We start from the raw sequence: 18,265 nt of genomic DNA, 5'->3' as shown, positions 1-18,265 counted from the left end.
ATGCAGGCCCTTTAATGGCAAAGGGCCTGATGCCGCTTATTCTCCTAAAATTTCCCTCAGCACCGGCCCGATACGCGCAAACGCCTGCGGCGAGATAATCTCCACGTGGGCGCAATCCTGACGGTAAACCTCCAGTACGCGAACCCAGGGTGCCCAGGCGGTGTGCGGATCGGTGCCTGCGGGTAATGTGCGCTCGGCAACAAACAGCGTGGCTTTGCCATCAAACGGCAGGCTGTGGGCGGTAGTCAGCAAGCGAACCGCATCGGCGTAGTTACCCTCGATAACCGGGAACAGCTCGCCAGAGGCTTGCCCCTGCTGCGCGGCGAGAAACGCCTGCCGCTCGCGTTCGATCTCAGCCAGCACTTGCGCATCCAGCCCGTTTGCCTCTTTTTCTGCCCAGTTTTGCGTTTCCGGCGGCCAGGTATCGAGCAGGCCAAGAAACGCCACCTCTTCACCCCGCTGCCGCAGACGGGCGGCGATGCCCTGCGCCAGCGTGCCGCCGAGCGAATAGCCCAACAGGTAATACGGCCCGTGCGGCTGCTGCGCCAGCAGCGTCGCCAGATGTTGCTCACAGGCTTCGTCTAATGTCGAGGCCTGTTGCAGCGGGCCATCCGGTCGCGGCGACTGAATACCGATAATCGACCAGCGCGGCGCAAGGTGACGGGCGAGCACGCTAAATTGCCAGGCAAAACCGGACGCCGGATGGAAGCAAAACAGCGTGGGCCCGGTGCTTTCGCGCAGTGGCAACAGCGTTTCCATCCCAAGCCGCCCGGCCTGTTCCGCCGAAAGGGACGCTTCCAGCGAGGCGGCGAGTTTTTCTACCGTGGAAGCGACCATGATCTGCCCCGGCGTAACCTGCCGTTGGCACTCGCGGCTCAGTTGCGCCGCCAGGCGCATTGCCAGCAGCGAATGACCGCCCAGCGCGAAGAAATCTGCCTGCGCGTCGTTCACTTCGCATCCGAGCAAACCGGAAAATGCCTGCGCGATCAGCGTTTCCATCCCGGCGTTGAGCGGGCGGCCGCCCTGCTGCACCGCCACTTCCGGCAGCGGCAACGCTTTTCTGTCGAGCTTACCGTTGGCGCTCAGCGGCAGCGCGTCCAGTTGCACCAGCACTACCGGCACCATATGCGGCGGCAGTTGCTCACGCAGTTGCGCCAGCAGCGCCGGTGTATCCAGAGGCTGCCCGGAGGCAGAAACCACATACCCCACTAATTGACGCGCATCGCCGCCACCGGCGGCGGCCTGGTTAAAGACGCAGGCATGCGCCACCGCCTGAGCCACATCCGGCAGCGCCAGCAGGGCACGGTCGATTTCGCCTAACTCAATGCGCTGGCCACGAATTTTCAACTGGTCGTCGCTGCGCCCGAGGTATTCGACCGCACCGTTTTCCAGCCAGCGCGCGACATCACCGGTGCGGTACATGCGCTCGCCAGCGACAAACGGATCGGCGATAAAGCGGCTGGCGGTGAGATCCGGGCGGCCAAGATAGCCCTGCGCCAGTTGAATGCCGGTGAGGTAGAGATCGCCCGCCACGCCCGGCGGCACCGGGCGCATCATCGCATCCAGAATGCGCAAACCCGTGTTCCACACCGGGAAACCAATCGGCACACTGTTGCCGCGTACCTCCGCCAGCGCCTCGCCGTATGCGGGATACCAGCTCACGTCTACAGCGGCTTCGGTCGGACCATACAAGTTATGCAGCGGCGTGCCGGTCAGCTGCTGCCAGTCGCGGCACAAATCGGCAGGCAGCGCTTCGCCACTACAGAACACCTGTTTTAGCGTGCGGCAACTGCGCTTTGCGCTTTCCGGCGTTAGTGAAGCGACAAACGCGGCTAACATCGACGGCACAAAGTGCGTGGTGGTCACGCCGTAGTGGGTAAAAAAGTCCTGCAACGCGTGCGGATCGCGATGCGCGTCCGGCTCCGCCATCACCAGCTTTGCCCCGGCGATAAATGGCCACCAGAACTCCCACACCGACACGTCAAAACTGCACGGCGTTTTCTGCGCCACCACATCCTGCGCGCTGAGCGGGTAACTTTCCTGCATCCACAGCAGTCGGTTGACGATGGCGGTTTGCCCGACCATCACCCCTTTTGGCCGCCCGGTGGAGCCAGAGGTGAAAATGATATACGCGGTATGCGCCGGGCGAGCCAGGTTGAGCGCGTCGCTGCCGTGGGTTGCCAGCGGGGTTTCGTAGCAGAAATGGCGAAGCGCGGGAATATCGCTAAAGCGCGCCAGTTGGTTCTGCGCGGTGATGAGCAAACGCGGTCTGGCATCTTCGAGCATCATTTTCAGCCGCTCGTCCGGGTAACCGGTATCCAGCGGCAGCCAGGCTGCACCCGCTTCGACAATGCCGTGTAGCGCCAGCGTCAGGAATACCGAGCGCGGCAGCGCCACCGCCACGCTGTCGCCGGGCTGTACGCCAAGCAGGCGAAGCTGGTGCGCCAGCGCCACCACCTGCTCGCGCATTTCGCGGTAGGTAAATTGCCACTGCGCATCAGCCAGCGCGGGCGCATCCGGCGTTTTCGCCGCCTGTGCGGCAACCAGCGCGCTTAAGGTGGTGGTCGGCAGCATCTTGTCGGTATCGTTAATCTCTGCCAGCCGCTGCGCTTCCCGCACAGAGAGCAAATCCGCGTCGCCGCAGCGTAACTGCGGGTTTTCAGCAAACTGGTTCAGCAAGTGCGCCAGACGCGCGACATGCGCTTTTAACGTCGCTTCATCATAACGGCTGCGGTTCGCCAGCACTTCCAGCGATAAACCGCCCTCTTCATGCGGGAACAGGGCAATCTCCAGATCGTTGACTGGCCCGGTCGCCAGCGTGTGCGTGGTGCCTTTAATGCCGTCCACATCCAGCTGGTAATCGAACATTTTGACGTTAAACACCGGACCGAAAAGCGGTTCGTCGCCCGCCGCACGCCCGGCGTCGCGCACAATTTGCTCGGCGTCATAACGCTGGTGGCGCCGCATCGCTTTCAGGCTGCCTGCAAGCGTTGTCGCCAGCGCGGAGAGCGTTTGTGTGCCATCCAGATGAATGCCCAGCGGCAACACGTTGAGCACCGGCCCGGTGGCGGTTAACGCCGACGAGCCCATGCGGCGCATAAAGATAAATCCGGCGGCATAGTCGGTGCGCCCGCACAGTCGCCCCAGCCACAGTGCGGCCAGCGCCAGCGCCAGATCGGCGGGTGAATGGTGGCTAAAAGCCTGGGTTAGGTGGCGAAATGCCCCGTTATCCATCGACACGTTGAGACGCAGAATGTCGGTTGTTACCGCGCGCCCCGGCAGTGGCGTGTCGGAAAGGGAGACCGGAGAGGGTAACGCGCTGCGCTGCTGTGCCCAAAAAGCGCGATCGCGCTGCCAGGCGTCGCTTTCGCGGTAGCGCTGATACTCTTCCACCACTCCGGCAAACGGTGTAAAGGGAGATGTCGGTGTGGGCTCACCGCGCCGCCATGCGCTGTAAATGGCCGCAATCTGGCGGGTAATGGCCGGAAAACTGAAGCCATCGACCAGTAAATGGTGATAACGCTGATACCAGTACCAGTGTTGCTCGCCCACGCGTAACAGCCGGTGGCACACCAGCGGATTGCCGCTCTCCACGCGCAGGTTTTGCGCCAGGTCATCCCGCATTATCTGTAATGCGGCGGCGTGTGGTTCGCCGTTGTCACGCAAATCAACAATCTCCGGCAGGGCAAAGACATGTGCCTCATCTACCCACTGCCACACTTCGCCGTTCTCTTCCTCAAAGCGCATGCGCAGCGTGTCGGCCTGCGACAAACCGCTGACAATCGCCTGAGCCAGCAGCGCGGCGTCGATATCGCCCTTCAGTTCCACATAGTGCGCCACGCTCCAGGCGTTGGGCAGGGTTGAGAGCTTTTCCGCCATCCAGATCCCCGGCTGTGCGGCGACCAGCGGTAAACGTTGGGTCATTTTCCGCTCCTCATTGCGCATGGTGCGCCGGGGTCAATGTTTGCCAGTTTGCCGCCAGCCAGGTGTCGCACGCACCCTGCGGTTGTGGCTCGCAGACAACATTCCAGCCATCGGGAAGCGCGCACTGCGCAGGCCACAGGCTGAACTGCCGCCGGGTATTTTGCAGAATATAAAATTGCCCTTGCGGGTTATCGAAAGGGTTGGTGAATTCCATAGCAAACTCCTGTCGTGAAAAGGCGCGATTAACAAGCGCGGGTAAGCGGCTGCCAGAGGGTGATAAGCCCGGAGGTCAACCCGCCGCGCCAGCAAAGCGCATCGTGTCCGCCGTCAACCTGACGCCAGAAAACCGACTGCTGTGTGCGTTGTAACAGGGGAAAAAGCGCCTCGTTGGCGCGAAAAATAAGCGGTTCGCGAACGCCCGCCTCCAGCACAATGCGCAGGCTCTGCGGGTGCAACTCACCGTTTTTAAGTTGTTCGATAATGATGCCGTCGCGCTCGCCGCCGCGATGCGGCCACCAGAATGATCCAGACTGGCTCAACACACAGCCAAACCGCTGCGGCCAGTGCAGTGCGGCATACAGTGACGACAGGCCGCCAAAACTCTGCCCGGCCACCACGGTGTGCTCCGCGTTGTCGCTGAACGGCGCAATGGCACGAACCTGCGGCAATAACTCATCTTGTACCGCCAGCCAGAAATCGGCATTGCACGGCAACTCCCGGCTGCGGTGGGCGTTATCAATCACATCGATCAGCACATACACCGCCTCCGGCAGTTGCCCGGCGCTGGTCAATGCAGCCAGCGCGGGCCATACCGGCATACTTTGCGCCCAAAACTGCCCGTCGAGCAGGATCGCCAGCGGCCGTTCGGCGCTCTCGCCGCTACCGGTGGTGTAGATCCAGACGCGCCGCGTAGTGTTGAGGAGTGTGCTGCGCCATTGCAGGCACTGCGGCGCATTGAACGGCGTCTGTGTTTCACGCCATCCTGGCTGCAACGGCGCATCGGGCATTTCCAGCGCTGAAACGGGATGCCCGCGCCCGCCGCGCCAGCTTTGCGCATTGAGCGGATCGGCAATCGCATGAGCTAACAACTTGCGCCAGCCTTCGCGCAGCGCAGTGCGATCCGGCGGCGTAGTGGTAAAAACGTCGGCGGAAAAATCGTCGCTGTTGTGCGAAGGAATGAAGCAATAACTGCCGCGCCAGCTGGCGGCAAGGGTGGTTTCCCAGTACCAGACATCGGTTCCGTCAATGCGACTCAGCGATTGCGGCGTCGATGTTTGATGGTGATCGGTCACGCCGGTAATGTAGATCCACACCCACCGCACGCGCGAGGTTGCTTCTGTCCCGGCGGGATCGCGCCACCAGAATGTGACCTCATAATTTCCCTGCGCATTTTTGACCCATTCGGGCCCCTGTTTTGACTCCCACCAGGCATCACTTCCCGTTGTTGACGTCACGGCTTTAACCTCAAATATGCTGTGGAAATTTTTGCTTGCAGATCAAAAAATATCGATAATATTATTGATAACTATTTTCATTTGCAATAGCGTATTGGCGCGCTGTGGGAAGCGCGTCTTTCACTTAAAACGGCCGCCGTGGGCGAATTTTCTCAGGACTGAGCGCCTCGCTCCGCGCTGGCTTCATTATGCCGCCTCCTCTCCCCTGGGAAAGGACTAGCGGGGATGCGGCGACGAAAAGCAGGAACAACAATGAATAACAAAATCAAATCCCTGGCCGTTCTGGTCAATCTGGGGATCTACGGCGTTGCTGTGCCAGCGTTCGCGGCCGAAACCCGCGCCGCCTCTGGCGAAGAGACGATTGTCGTCACGGCTGAGCAGCAAAACTTGCAGGCGCCGGGCGTTTCCACCATCACGGCCGACGAAATTCGTAAGAACCCGCCTTCCCGTGATGTCTCCGAAATTATCCGTACCATGCCGGGCGTGAACTTAACCGGTAACGCCACCAGCGGTCAGCGCGGGAACAACCGCCAGATCGACATTCGCGGCATGGGTCCGGAAAACACCCTGATTCTGGTGGATGGAAAACCCGTTACCAGCCGCAATTCCGTGCGGCTTGGCTGGCGCGGCGAGCGCGACAGCCGCGGTGACACCAACTGGGTGCCGCCGGAAATGATCGAGCGTATCGAAGTGATTCGCGGCCCGGCGGCGGCGCGTTACGGTAACGGCGCGGCAGGCGGCGTGGTGAATATCATCACCAAAAAAGAGAATACTGGCGAATGGCACGGTTCGTGGAATAGCTATTTCAACGCGCCGGAACACAAAGATGAAGGTTCAACCAAACGTACCAACTTCAGCCTGAGCGGCCCGCTCGGCGACGATGTTAGCTTCCGCCTGTATGGCAACCTCGCCAAAACCCAGGCCGATGCGCAGGACATCAACAAAGATCACCAGTCCGAACGTACCGGAACTTACGCCAACACTGTCGTTGCCGGACGTGAAGGCTCGATCAACAAAGACATTACCGGCGTCGTGCGCTGGGATTTTGCCCCAATGCAGGCCCTGGAGTTGCAGGCCGGCTACAGCCGCCAGGGCAACCTCTACGCGGGCGATACGCAGAACACCAACAACGACAGCAGCACCAATAACTATGTCAATGATAACTATGGCAAAGAGACCAACCGCCTTTATCGCCAGAACTATTCGGCAACCTGGACCGGCGGCTGGGATAACGGCGTCACCACCAACAACTGGGTACGCTATGAACACACCCGTAACTCGCGCATCCCGGAAGGGCTGGCGGGCGGTACGGAAGGTCTGTTCAACGCGCAAAAATTCTCCGATATCGACTACAGCGATCTGTTGCTGCACAGCGAAGCGAGCGTACCGTTTGAACTGCTGTTCAAGCAGAACCTGACGCTCGGCGCCGAGTGGGATCATCAGAGCATGAAAGATTACACCTCGAATACGCAGACCTTTATGGGCGGTAATATTCCCGGTTACAGCAGCACCGGCCGTAGCCCCTATTCCGATGCGGATATCTTCTCGGTGTTTGCCGAAGACAACATTGAGCTGACCGACAGCACCATGCTGACGCCTGCGTTGCGCTTCGACCACCACACCATCGTGGGCAACAACTGGAGCCCGTCGCTGAACTTGTCTCAGGGCCTGGGCGACGACTTCACCCTGAAAATGGGTATCGCCCGTGCTTATAAAGCACCGAGCCTGTACCAGACCAACCCGAACTACATTCTCTACAGCCGTGGTCAGGGTTGCTACGCGGTCACCGTGGATGCCAACGGCAGAGACATCGGCTGTTATCTGCAAGGCAACGACGATCTGAAAGCGGAAACCAGCATCAATAAAGAGATTGGTCTGGAGTTCAAACGTGACGGCTGGCTGGCTGGCGTGACCTGGTTCCGTAACGACTACCGCAATAAGATTGAGTCGGGCTATTCGCCGGTGGGACAAACCTCCATCACCAGCGGTAAGTCCACCCTGAACACCTATATCTACCAGTGGGATAACGTGCCGAAAGCGGTGGTGGAAGGGTTAGAAGGTGCGTTGAATGTGCCGGTAAGCGAGACGGTAAACTGGACCAACAATGTCACCTACATGCTGCAAAGCAAAAACAAAACCACCGGCGAACGTCTGTCGATCATTCCGGAATACACCTGGAACTCCACGCTGAGCTGGCAGGTTACCCAGGATGTTTCACTGCAATCGACCTTTACCTGGTACGGTAAACAGCAGCCGAAGAAATATGACTACAAAGGTAACCGCGTGACCGGTTCCGCCACCAACGAAGTGAGCCCGTACAGCATCGTTGGCCTGAGCGGCACCTGGGACGTGACCAAAAACGTCAGCCTGACGGGCGGTGTCAGCAACGTGTTCGATAAACGCCACTGGCGCGAAGGCAACGCGCAAACCACCGGCGGCGGCGCAAACTGGATGTACGGTGCAGGTGCTGCAACGTATAACGAGTCGGGCCGCACCTGGTACATGGGGGTAAACACCCGCTTCTAACCGCTATCCGCCCTCTCCCCCGCCGGAAGATCCCCCGCTTCCCACGGGGAGAAGGGCACTTACGTTATTAAGCGATGGCAAAATGAAAACGGCACGCCACCTGAAACGGTGCGCGTGCCGGATTTATCTATTGCCCGGACAATGCCGCCGGGCAGGGTTTATCAGAACGCTTCCCAGTCATGTTCCGGCGCTTTGCTGCCGCCTGCAAGCGCAGGTCGGCGCAAGGCTTTCCCCGCTTTTGGCGCAGCCGCTGACGGTTTGCCGGTAGCCCCCTGATCTGCATCGCCCGGCAGTTTAAACACCGAGACAATTTCCGTTAACTGGAACGCTTGATGCTCCAGCGAAGCGGAAGTGGCGGAAGATTCTTCCACCAGCGCGGCGTTCTGCTGGGTCACGCTGTCCATTTGCGAAATCGCCGTGCCAACCTGACTAATCCCTTTGCTTTGCTCCACGGATGCCGAGGCGATCTCGCCCATGATATCCGTTACGCTGGTGACGGAACGCAGGATGTTGTCCATCGATTCGCTGGTCAACGTCACCTGGTCAAAACCGTTATTGACGTTCGTGACCGACTCATCAATCAGCACTTTGATCTCTTTCGCGGCTCCAGCGCTTCGCTGCGCCAGATTACGCACTTCGCTGGCGACTACAGCGAACCCGCGCCCTTGCTCACCGGCACGCGCCGCTTCAACGGCGGCGTTGAGCGCCAGGATATTGGTCTGGAACGCAATGCTGTCGATGACGTTAATGATATCGGTTATTTTCTGCGAACTGTTGGTGATATTTTTCATGCTGGCGATGACCGCCTGCACGCGCTCTTCACCTTTGTTCACAGCGGCTGACGCCACCTGTGCAAGGTTGCTGGCTTCGCTGGCGTTGTCGGCGTTCTGTTTGACCACCGCGCTCAGCTCTTCCATGCTGGCAGCGGTTTGCGTCAGCGCGGCGGCTTGTTCTTCTGTGCGAGAAGAGAGATCGGTGTTACCGGACGCAATTTCGCTCGCCCCCTGGTAAATTTCACCCGCGCTGTTACGGATCTGCGTAACGGTGTTCACCCAGTTGTTCTGCATGGTTTCCAGATAGGGAATGAGTTGCCCCACTTCGTTGTTGCCCAGATCTTTTGTCGGCTTATCCAGCTTGCCCACCGACAACACCTGCAGATGTTGCTTAACCCACTCCAGCGAGCGCGCCAGGCACAGCGCCAGGTAGCGCTCGGACATCACCAGCATCGCCAGGCCAATGATCATGGCGATGATAATGATGGCGCGCGTCAGCGAAACCCAACTGGCAATACGCGCGTTAGCGGCGGATTTCAGCTCGTGAATTTGCTGGTTGTACGCGACAATCGCCTGTGAGAATCCGCTGCGCAGCGGGCTGAACTGCGCTTTCGACAACTGGTTATAACTCTCGGCATTGTCGGCTTTAAGGGCGGCGAACATCGGCGTAATGGCCTGATTAAACAGGTTCAACGAGCTGTTATAGATATTATCGATGGCCTCGGTGCTGATATTCGCATGATCGGTCACTTTGAACTGATTCAGACCGTTTTGCAGAAAATCGATATCTTTGCCGATACGATCGAGGGTTTGCTGATAGTTTTGTGTATCGTTATTGGCCTGGAAAACCAACGCCCGGTCCATCAGCAGTTTGACCTGGTAATAGCGATCGCTGGCGTTGTTGATGATGTCGCCGTTAATTTGCTGAACGTTGGTGAGTTCCACTTCATCGGTTAAGGCGCTCAACGCATGTAACGAATAAAACGAGACACCGCCCCAGAGCAAAGTGAAAATCACCAGAATCGCCAGCATCGCGACTTTGATTTTTAGATTTCGAATAAAGTGCATAAAAACCCCGGTAAATAGTTGTGAAATAACGTTTTAAAGCAGCGATCTCCTCGCTGTCATAAACCCCATCGGCTAAGTTTGCGGGTTAATTAAGAATAAAAAGAAGTAAGGCAATAACCTTTCCATTGAAATGGTGATAACACGTTGTTTACCGTGGCTTAACTTTTGAAACGGAAGTAAAGTGGTAATTTGGCAGGCGATTACGCCGGTAAAAGATGTCGAGTTGCGTGGTGCGGAAGGGGTAAAGCGGGGGCATCGGCGGATACCGATGCCACGTTCATTAAGATGACGAGGGAGCAAAGAAGGCGTTGAGTTTTTGTTTTTGCCTGCCCTGCTCGTCAAAATTACTGGCCGCCAGCCAGGCGGAAATCGCCGCGTCGCGCTGCGGCCATTCGCTATCCAGCATGGATAAATAGTCGGTATCGCGGTTGCGCCCTTTGCGCACCATATGCTGGCGAAAACGCCCTTCCCAGCTAAAACCGAGACGTTCAGCGGCGCGGCGGGACGCGACGTTGAGCGTGTCACATTTCCACTCCACGCGGCGGTAGTGGCAGGCAAAAGCGTGGCGCAGCATTAACCAGATGGCTTCCGTTCCCAGCACGCTGTTTTTCATGCGCGGTGACCAGGTGACGTGGCCGATTTCCACCGAGCCATTTTGTGTATTGATGGCAAGCCAGGCGACAACGCCGAGCGCCTCACCGCTGGCGCACTCCACGACAGCGAAGGGCGCGATGGTAGTGTCGATCATTTTACCCACCACCCACTGCGCCATGTTGTCCAGCGTTTGTGGGCGCTCACCTGCCAGCCATGTCCAGTCAGCCTCGTTTTGCGCCTGAGAGTAAGCGCGCAGAAGATCGTGTGTGTGTACTCTGGCGTCAAGCGGTTCCAGCCGACAATATTGTCCGTGCAACACGCTGCGCGGCAGCGGCTGGACGCCGTGCCAGTGCGGCAACATGTCACCGACGGTTTGACCATAATGATTCAATTCCGGCACTTTTTTCTCCCAGGCAAAAAAGTTAAACAGAAAAGAGTGTTTTAACAGCAGTTAAGCCCGGAATATAGTGCCTAAAATTGGTGGGAAAGTGGAGAAAAAAGTCTTTGAAATCAGAGGACTGACTAGATTTGGCATCAGAATAGTCTGATGCCTTTACACTTACTGACTAAAGTGGCCAAATTGCGCCAAAACCTGGTCAAAAATGGCCATTCCCTGCTGGACTTCTTTCGCGCTCATTATGCAAGGCGGCACTACATGAATGCGGTTTTCGACAACAAAAGTTAACAATCCGGCTCCGGTGAGCGCCGCCTTAATCGCTGCCATCTCTGACGCGGTTAAAGGCGTTTTGGTTTTACGGTTGCTCACCAGTTCCAGCGCCTGGAACATGCCGCGACCGCGTACTTCACCAATCAGCGGATGTTTTGCTGCCAGCGCTTCCAGTGCAGGGCGCAGGACACCGTTGCCAACCTCTGCCGCATTCTGCACCACGTTCTCCTCTTTCATCGCATCGAGCGTGGCGACAATCGCCGCCATCGCCAGCGGATGCCCGGAGTATGTCAGCCCACCGGCGAAGAAATGGTCGTCAAAATAGTGAGCGATAGGCGCGGAAATCAGCACGCCGCCCGCCGGCACATAGCCCGCATTTACCCCTTTGGCGAAGGTGATCAAATCCGGCACGATGCCATCCTGTTCGAAAGCAAACCAGCTACCGGTACGGCCAAAACCGGCCATCACTTCATCAAGGATCAGCACAATGCCGAACTCATCAGCCAGCGCGCGCACGCCTTGCATGTATCCCGCTGGCGGCACCAGAATGCCCGCCGTGCCAGGAATGGACTCCAGCAGGATCGCCGCAATCGACGACGGCCCTTCACACTCAATCATGCGGCGCAGATGCGCCAGCGCACGTTCGCACTCTTCGGCTTCGCTGCTGGCATTAAATTCGCTGCGATACAGGTACGGGTTAAAGAAGTGAACATGCCCGCGTGAATACTCATTTGGCACACGCCGCCAGTCGCCGGTCGCTGCGATGGCGCTGCCGGTGTTGCCGTGGTAAGAGCGATAGGCAGAGAAAATTTTGTCGCGCCCGGTGTACAGTCGCGCCATGCGGATGGCGTTTTCGTTGGCATCCGCCCCGGCGTTAGTGAAAAAGACTTTACTGAAACCTTCCGGCGCCAGCTCCACAATGCGTTTTGCCGCTTCGCCACGCGCCAGGTTGGCGGTGGCCGGCGCAATGGTGACCAGCGTTTCCAGCTGCGCTTTCATCGCCGCCAGCACGCGCGGGTGTTGATAACCAATATTAACGTTCACTAGCTGGCTGCTGAAATCGAGGTAGCGGTTACCGTCGTAATCCCACAGCTCGCAGCCTTGCGCCCCGGCAATCACCAACGGGTTGAGGTTGCCCTGCATCGACCATGAATGAAACACATATGACCGGTCCAGTTGACGCACATCGTCGTTCGTTATCGCCATCTCGTTGTGAAGTGCCAGTTTCATGCCAGATCCTCTCATGCCGTTGTTGTTGTCTGCATCATGCTGCGCGCCATAAAGAGGCGGGTAGAGCCAGTCGGCTTCGCGGGATGTGACACCCGTGTCACACGCCAGTGGCGCAACTGGCACTGTCTGGCAGGCGTGAGGGTTTTTATAGTGGCGCACTAAACCTGCACAACTGAGGAAAAAACAATGGCAGCGAAAAACGTGGTGTTCATTACGGGCGCGACCTCCGGATTTGGCGAAGCGGCGGCGCAGGTTTTTGCCGACGCCGGATGGGCGCTGGTATTGAGCGGGCGTCGGCTTGCGCGTCTGGAAAATCTTAAAGAACGGCTGCATGGCAAAGTGCCGGTGCACATTATTGAACTGGATGTACGCGATAACGCCGCGGTAAAAAAAGCGGTAGCCGAACTGCCGGCGGAATTTGCCGATATCACCACGCTTATCAACAACGCCGGGCTGGCGCTCGCCCCGCAGCCCGCCCAGAACGTGGAGTTACAGGACTGGCAAACGATGATCGATACCAATGTCACCGGGCTGGTGAATGTGACACACGCGCTGCTGCCAACGCTGATTGCGCATGGTGCGGGGGCATCGATTATCAATATTGGATCTATTGCCGGACAGTGGCCCTACCCCGGCAGCCATGTGTATGGCGCGACCAAAGCCTTTGTGAAGCAATTTAGCTACAACCTGCGCTGCGATTTACTGGGAACGGGCGTGCGGGTAACCGATCTTGCGCCGGGAATTGCCGAAACGGAATTTACCCTGGTCCGCACCAAAGGCGACAAGGCGGCTTCTGATAATTTGTATCGCGGCACAACGCCGCTTAGCGCGCAGGATATTGCCGGGCAGATGTTCTACATCGCCACGCTGCCGGATCATATGAATATTAACCGCGTGGAAGTGATGCCGGTGCGCCAGGCCTGGCAGCCGTTTGCCATCGACCGGGATTAAACTGGATTGTACTGAGCCATAAAATAAAACGCCCCGGCATAAATGCCGGGGCCTGCTTTTATTCTTTTTTCCTGGGTGTTTAATCGTTTTACCCCGCCCGGCGCTTATCTCCGGCACTCACTCTTAGGTGGCGTTAGCTCTTTATGGGGTGAGACCACGATAGTCCATCGGAATGTTCTTAACAATAGCTATTTCGTTGCAATTTTCGGTTTTTTGATGCTGGTCATAATTTGCCGGATCGTCGCGTAAACCCGCGTGACGACGCTCACTCGCCAGCAACGCCTGACCATTTGCGCGCCCAAAAAAACAGACGAAGCGTGACGCCTGTCGCGATGCGAGCGCAAAATTGGTGGATTTCTCACCACCATTGTCGATAAAAGAGGCAATGCGTTATGATTGCGCCATTCGGAATTTGACTTAAATCCTTCAGACGTTTACAAAAGATACTGCCTTCCCTGAGTCCGACTTGCGTCTTTCCCGTTTTCGTCCAGGCTTCCATTTTACCCTGCGTAAAAATGGCGCGGATTGACCGGTTCAGATTTGCGTTTTACCGACTATTTTAAGATTTGCAGGCATCTGTAAGTGGAGTATCGCATGTTCTCTTTTGTCGCCCGGCAGGCGATTTTTGATGCAAATATGAACACAGTCGGTTACGAGTTGTTGTTCAGAGACAGTATGACGAACCGGTTCCCCGACGTTACGCCGGAGTACGCCACTGCCCAAATTATTGTCGAACAGTTTCTCGGCGCGCCGCTGGGCCGCCTGAAAGAGTACAGCGCGATCTTTGTTAACTTCCCCTATGAACTGCTGGTGCAGGGGATGGCGGAAACATTGCCGAAAGACCGCGTGATTGTGGAAATCCTCGAAACCGCCAAACCCACGCCTCAGTTGCTCAACACGGTAAAAAAACTCGCGGCGCAAGGCTTTCGCATCGCGCTGGATGACTTCGCCTTGGGCGACACCTGGAACGCGTTTTTACCTTATATCAGCATCATCAAATTTGACGTGCGGGAAAATACGCCCGACGAGATTAGCGGCTATCTCAATGACAAAGCCCATTTGCTGAAAGACACCCTATTTCTTGCCGAAAAGGTGGAAACCCAGGAGGAGTACGAGTGTTTTCGTAACATGGGTTGCACGCTGTTTCAGGGGCATTTTTTCAGCAAGCCGGTGATCCATTCAGCCAATAAACTGTTTCAGAATCAGGAAATCACCTTAAAACTGATGAAAGAGGTGAATGCCGACTCGCCGGATTTTGGCCGAATCGAAGCTCTGCTGAAGCAGGATCTGGCGCTGTCGTTTAAGATCATGCGCTATGCGCAAAATATTGTGTTCAATGCGCGCGGGATTAAAAATTTCCGCAGCCAGTCGTTAAAGGACGTCATTTTTTATCTTGGCACCAACGAGTTACGCCGCTTTGTCCTGGTGTCCTGCCTGACCTCGGTCAACAAAGTAAAGACCGACGATATTTACTACCAGAGCCTGGTTCGCGCCAAGTTTTGCGAGCTGGCCTCGGCGCACTCCATCAGCCGTCACGCTGCCGATGACGCGTTTATCGTCGGTCTGTTTTCACAGCTCGACAGCATTTTTGAAATGCCGATGGCAGATTTATTAAGCCAGATTGATATCTCCGCCAGCGTCATGATGGCGCTTAAAGAGCAAAAAGGCCCGCTCTACCCTTACCTGCAACTGATTGAGCTGTACGAAAATCACAACTGGGAAGAGGTCAGCGCGCTCGGTCATCGGCTGGGTTTTAACCGCAGCATGGTGGCAGAGCTGATTAAAGCCGCCACCAAATGGACCAACAGTATCCCGTCAGACGTTAGCTGATCATTTCAGTTTTCGCGCCAGACAGCCGATTTAATCAGTAGGGTGTTATTCACACCGCTGCTTTGTTTCACTCGGCTGATCACTGGACGTACATCATGGAAAAGTTAACGGTATATGGATATCGCCTCGGCAACGAATATCAGGTGGAATTCGTGCCTTATAAGCAAAGTCTGACTACCTGCGCGATCCCCGGTAGCTGCACTTATTTACGTAACACCATGAGCAACCTGCTGACCTACCTGCTGGCGCACGCCGTGGGGAATATTGTGGCCGACAAAACGCTGCAGATTCAGGTATGGGAAAATAACGGATTAAGTTGCTCAAGCCAGCGACTATGGCAAGTGATGAACAACCTGAAGCGTAAACTGGCGGTATTCGGTTTACCCGACGACTTTATTCTGCGCATGGCCGGGAAAGGGTATCTTATCCCGCCGCAAAAGGTGCTAACGCTTTATTGCCGGGAGACGTTTTTTCAGCAACAACGCGCGGGTGATTATCCCGTTCTGGAAAACCAGACAATTAAGCGTAACGCAGCGCATCAATCAATAAGCTAAACGCGGCGGTGTGCTGTTTGCGGCTGGGATAATAGAGATAATAGCCGGGGAACGGTTCACACCAGTCGTCGAGCACCGTTTCAAGTTTGCCTTCGGTGACAGCCTGCGCCACGCAATCTTCCGGGACCAAAGCCAGCCCCATACCGCTGGTTGCCGCTTTGATTCTGGCGGCCAGGTTATTAAAGGTTAATTGCCCTTCCACGCGCACGCGCATTGGCTGGCCATCTTTAGAAAATTCCCAGGCATACAGCCCGCCGAGCGTCGGCAGGCGCATATTAATACAGTTGTGATGCTGTAAATCATGCGGTGTTTGCGGTTTACCATGACGGGAAAAATATCCTGGCGCGCCAACCACCACCATGCGCCAGTCCGGACCTATACGCACCGCGACCATATCTCTGGCAACCTGTTCACCAAGGCGAATACCGGCATCGTAACGCTCACTGACAATATCCGTCAGGGTGTTATCGATGGTTAATTCCACTTTCACGTCAGGGTAAGCGTCTAAAAAAGGCTTAATGGCTGGCCACACCGTAGAATGCAACGCGTGCTCACCAAGCGTGATACGAATATTGCCGGCAACGCGATCGCGCATATCGGTTAACGCAATCAGTTCTTCCTCAATCTCTTTAAATCGCGGGCCAATACTATTTATTAATGCCTCGCCTGCATCGGTGGGGGCGACGCTGCGCGTAGTACGGGTAAGCAGCCGAATTTGCAGACGTTCTTCCAGCCCGCGAATGGCATGGCTGAGCGCCGATTGCGAGACACCTAATTTTGCTGCCGCGCGGGTAAAGCTGCGTTCGCGGGCCACCACAATTAAATAGAACAGATCGTTAAAATTATCTTTCAGCATTTCCGCTCCGTGACCAGACCATGAAAATAGCGTTTATGCTACACGTCGGCTGTCTTTAAATATATGTCTATAATTCACCAATCCCCCGACAAAAGGGCTCCGATCGTGAAGCAGGTCACCTCTTTTTATGTTAATAAACGCCAGCGACCTTTCTTTTAATGAATTACGCTCATAACCACAATGAACCCTATTACTTAATCAATACGCTTTATTATTCGCCACGTATAAAACGCAGAAGCTCTCTTAAAATTAACCATGCAGCAGCGGCGGATATTTAATAATTAAACACCCGCTTCTGGCACCCGTTTAAAATAACCTCTTAATTAACCTGCATATTTAATCGCACATTTTGCCAATAAAAGCCGGGGGTATTCCCCCCGGATAGAGAAAAAAGTAACAGTAGACACAAAAAATGCAATGAGGTTAATAAAGCGTCTTAACGTTAACCGATAAAACGCGAGTTGATATTAGCGATCTGTGCGATTAAAAATAGCCCCAAAAAAAGTTCCACCCGATATTTGTCAATATGTGCTAAAAAGAATTTAAATATTTACACCGGAATAACTCAGGTGATAAACAATATCTTACAACCTGAATAATCCATGAGCCACCCTCATAAGTGGTAACGTATTCTTGTTGTTATTAAAAAACACAGTGGCAAACATCAAGGGTTTATTTCTATGAAAATTTCTCAACTGAGTCTTTTCGTCTCTGCTGCGGTGCTGTGCTCGTCAGTACAGGCGGCGGAAATATATAATAAAGATGGTAATAAGTTAGACTTATATGGTTTGGTATCAGCAGAACATTATTTTTCTGATAACAGCGGCTGGGATGGCGACCAAACTTATATGCGTCTTGGCTTTCGCGGTGAAACACAAATTAATGATCAACTGACCGGCTACGGCCAGTGGCAGATGCATATTGACGCCAATAAATCGGAAGGTGATACCAATACGCCACGCACACGTTATGGCTTCGCCGGGTTAAAATTCGCCAATTACGGTTCTGTGGATTATGGCCGTAACAAAGGTGTCTTATATGACTCCCTCGGTTATACCGATATGCAGCCAGAGTTCGATGGCATGACCTACGGTTCCGACCAATTTATGTTCAGCCGTGGCAGCGGCATGCTGACCTACCGCAATACGGATTTCTTCGGCCTGGTTGACGGCCTGAATTTCTCCCTGCAATACCAGGGTAAAAATGATGGCGGCGGCGAATCCGGCGCGGGTCGAAATGTATTACGTCAAAACGGCGACGGTTACGGCTTATCCGTGGAATATAACATCGGCGCAGGCGTAAGCGTTGTCGGTGCCATGACCAGTGCTAAACGTACCGACGAACAAAATACCGCCACCAATATTCTCGGCGATGGCGATCGCGCCGAAGCCTATTCTGGCGCAATTAAATATGACGCCAATAATATCTACCTGGCGGCGATGTTTACTCAGGCTTATAACGCGTCGCGTTTCGGCAGTGCTTCCGATACAACGACCGCTTACGGCTACGCCAACGAATCGCAGATTTTTGAAGCATACGCCAGCTATCAGTTCGACTTTGGCTTGCAGCCATTCGTGGCGTATAACGCGCTGAAAGGGAAAAATATTGGCAGCAATAGCGCGGGCGATAAATATGGCGATCAGGATATCGAGAAATATGTCGATCTCGGCGCCACGTATTACTTCAACAAGAACTTCAACATGTTTGTTGATTATAAAATCAACCTGATTGATGAAGATAAATTCACCACCGCCGCCGGTATCAATACCGATGACGTGGTGGCAGTCGGTATGGTTTACCAGTTCTAAACCAGCAAAAAGGCGGCACCGGCCGCCTTT

The 18,265-nt window shown here is 55.5% G+C and carries 12 protein-coding genes; 5 read left to right on the top strand and 7 right to left on the bottom strand.

The window, feature by feature from the left end:
- Positions 1-36 precede the first annotated feature (36 nt).
- From entF to fes, 3 genes are read right to left on the bottom strand one after another with little or no spacing between them, the layout of a single operon-like run.
- Positions 37-3,924: an enterobactin non-ribosomal peptide synthetase EntF gene (gene entF, locus IP581_RS05990; RefSeq protein WP_193821984.1), complete on the bottom strand. Its 3,888-nt coding sequence runs from the start codon at positions 3,922-3,924 to the stop codon at positions 37-39.
- 10 nt (positions 3,925-3,934) lie between these two features.
- On the bottom strand, positions 3,935-4,138 hold the full coding sequence (locus IP581_RS05985; RefSeq protein WP_193821983.1) for an MbtH family protein: 204 nt from the start codon (positions 4,136-4,138) through the stop codon (positions 3,935-3,937).
- Between the two features lie 28 nt (positions 4,139-4,166).
- Complete coding sequence (gene fes / locus IP581_RS05980; RefSeq protein ID WP_193821982.1) at positions 4,167-5,378, bottom strand: enterochelin esterase; 1,212 nt, start codon at positions 5,376-5,378, stop codon at positions 4,167-4,169.
- A gap of 252 nt (positions 5,379-5,630) precedes the next feature.
- Between fes and IP581_RS05975 the strand changes: the two genes are divergently transcribed.
- Complete coding sequence (locus IP581_RS05975) at positions 5,631-7,904, top strand: TonB-dependent siderophore receptor (RefSeq protein ID WP_193821981.1); 2,274 nt, start codon at positions 5,631-5,633, stop codon at positions 7,902-7,904.
- A gap of 161 nt (positions 7,905-8,065) precedes the next feature.
- On the opposite strand, the gene IP581_RS05970 is transcribed toward IP581_RS05975, so the two are convergent.
- The 3 genes from IP581_RS05970 to IP581_RS05960 form a co-directional block, all read right to left on the bottom strand.
- Positions 8,066-9,745 carry a methyl-accepting chemotaxis protein gene (locus tag IP581_RS05970; protein ID WP_097400532.1) on the bottom strand — a complete coding sequence of 560 codons (1,680 nt, stop codon included), beginning with the start codon at positions 9,743-9,745 and terminating at the stop codon, positions 8,066-8,068.
- Positions 9,746-10,025: 280 nt separating this feature from the next.
- A complete protein-coding gene (locus tag IP581_RS05965) occupies positions 10,026-10,739 on the bottom strand; it encodes a GNAT family N-acetyltransferase (RefSeq protein WP_097400531.1) in 714 nt (237 codons plus the stop codon).
- A 159-nt stretch (positions 10,740-10,898) separates the two neighbouring features.
- Positions 10,899-12,236 (bottom strand): aspartate aminotransferase family protein, encoded by a 1,338-nt coding sequence (locus tag IP581_RS05960; protein WP_193821980.1) that lies wholly within the window; start codon positions 12,234-12,236, stop codon positions 10,899-10,901.
- Positions 12,237-12,422: 186 nt separating this feature from the next.
- Between IP581_RS05960 and IP581_RS05955 the strand changes: the two genes are divergently transcribed.
- The 3 genes from IP581_RS05955 to IP581_RS05945 all read left to right on the top strand — a co-directional run bounded on the left by IP581_RS05955 (position 12,423) and on the right by IP581_RS05945 (position 15,571).
- Complete coding sequence (locus IP581_RS05955) at positions 12,423-13,187, top strand: SDR family NAD(P)-dependent oxidoreductase (protein ID WP_193821979.1); 765 nt, start codon at positions 12,423-12,425, stop codon at positions 13,185-13,187.
- Positions 13,188-13,781: 594 nt separating this feature from the next.
- Positions 13,782-15,017 (top strand): EAL and HDOD domain-containing protein, encoded by a 1,236-nt coding sequence (locus IP581_RS05950; RefSeq protein ID WP_097400528.1) that lies wholly within the window; start codon positions 13,782-13,784, stop codon positions 15,015-15,017.
- Between the two features lie 95 nt (positions 15,018-15,112).
- Positions 15,113-15,571 carry a winged helix-turn-helix domain-containing protein gene (locus tag IP581_RS05945; RefSeq protein WP_097400527.1) on the top strand — a complete coding sequence of 153 codons (459 nt, stop codon included), beginning with the start codon at positions 15,113-15,115 and terminating at the stop codon, positions 15,569-15,571.
- Here IP581_RS05945 and IP581_RS05940 read toward each other — a convergent pair.
- Positions 15,537-16,427 carry a LysR family transcriptional regulator gene (locus IP581_RS05940; RefSeq protein WP_193821978.1) on the bottom strand — a complete coding sequence of 297 codons (891 nt, stop codon included), beginning with the start codon at positions 16,425-16,427 and terminating at the stop codon, positions 15,537-15,539. The genes IP581_RS05945 and IP581_RS05940 overlap by 35 nt on opposite strands.
- 680 nt (positions 16,428-17,107) lie before the next feature.
- Here IP581_RS05940 and ompC point away from each other — a divergent pair.
- Entirely contained in the window at positions 17,108-18,235 is a 1,128-nt protein-coding gene (gene ompC / locus IP581_RS05935) for a porin OmpC (protein ID WP_086872126.1), read from the top strand.
- Positions 18,236-18,265: the final 30 nt, after the last annotated feature.

This window comes from Kosakonia pseudosacchari, assembly GCF_015167415.1.
In the GTDB taxonomy this organism is placed as follows: domain Bacteria; phylum Pseudomonadota; class Gammaproteobacteria; order Enterobacterales; family Enterobacteriaceae; genus Kosakonia; species Kosakonia pseudosacchari.
This window is presented reverse-complemented; position numbering and strand designations above follow the sequence as displayed.

Bases quoted from the DNA above. Each gene is read 5' to 3' on its own strand.
- IP581_RS05960 (WP_193821980.1), bottom strand. From the start codon at position 12,236: ATGAAACTGGCACTTCACAACGAGATGGCGATAACGAACGACGATGTG.
- ompC (WP_086872126.1), top strand. From the start codon at position 17,108: ATGAAAATTTCTCAACTGAGTCTTTTCGTCTCTGCTGCGGTGCTGTGC.
- IP581_RS05945 (WP_097400527.1), top strand. From the start codon at position 15,113: ATGGAAAAGTTAACGGTATATGGATATCGCCTCGGCAACGAATATCAG.
- IP581_RS05975 (WP_193821981.1), top strand. From the start codon at position 5,631: ATGAATAACAAAATCAAATCCCTGGCCGTTCTGGTCAATCTGGGGATC.
- IP581_RS05940 (WP_193821978.1), bottom strand. From the start codon at position 16,427: ATGCTGAAAGATAATTTTAACGATCTGTTCTATTTAATTGTGGTGGCC.
- IP581_RS05950 (WP_097400528.1), top strand. From the start codon at position 13,782: ATGTTCTCTTTTGTCGCCCGGCAGGCGATTTTTGATGCAAATATGAAC.
- IP581_RS05970 (WP_097400532.1), bottom strand. From the start codon at position 9,745: ATGCACTTTATTCGAAATCTAAAAATCAAAGTCGCGATGCTGGCGATT.
- entF (WP_193821984.1), bottom strand. From the start codon at position 3,924: ATGACCCAACGTTTACCGCTGGTCGCCGCACAGCCGGGGATCTGGATG.
- IP581_RS05985 (WP_193821983.1), bottom strand. From the start codon at position 4,138: ATGGAATTCACCAACCCTTTCGATAACCCGCAAGGGCAATTTTATATT.
- IP581_RS05955 (WP_193821979.1), top strand. From the start codon at position 12,423: ATGGCAGCGAAAAACGTGGTGTTCATTACGGGCGCGACCTCCGGATTT.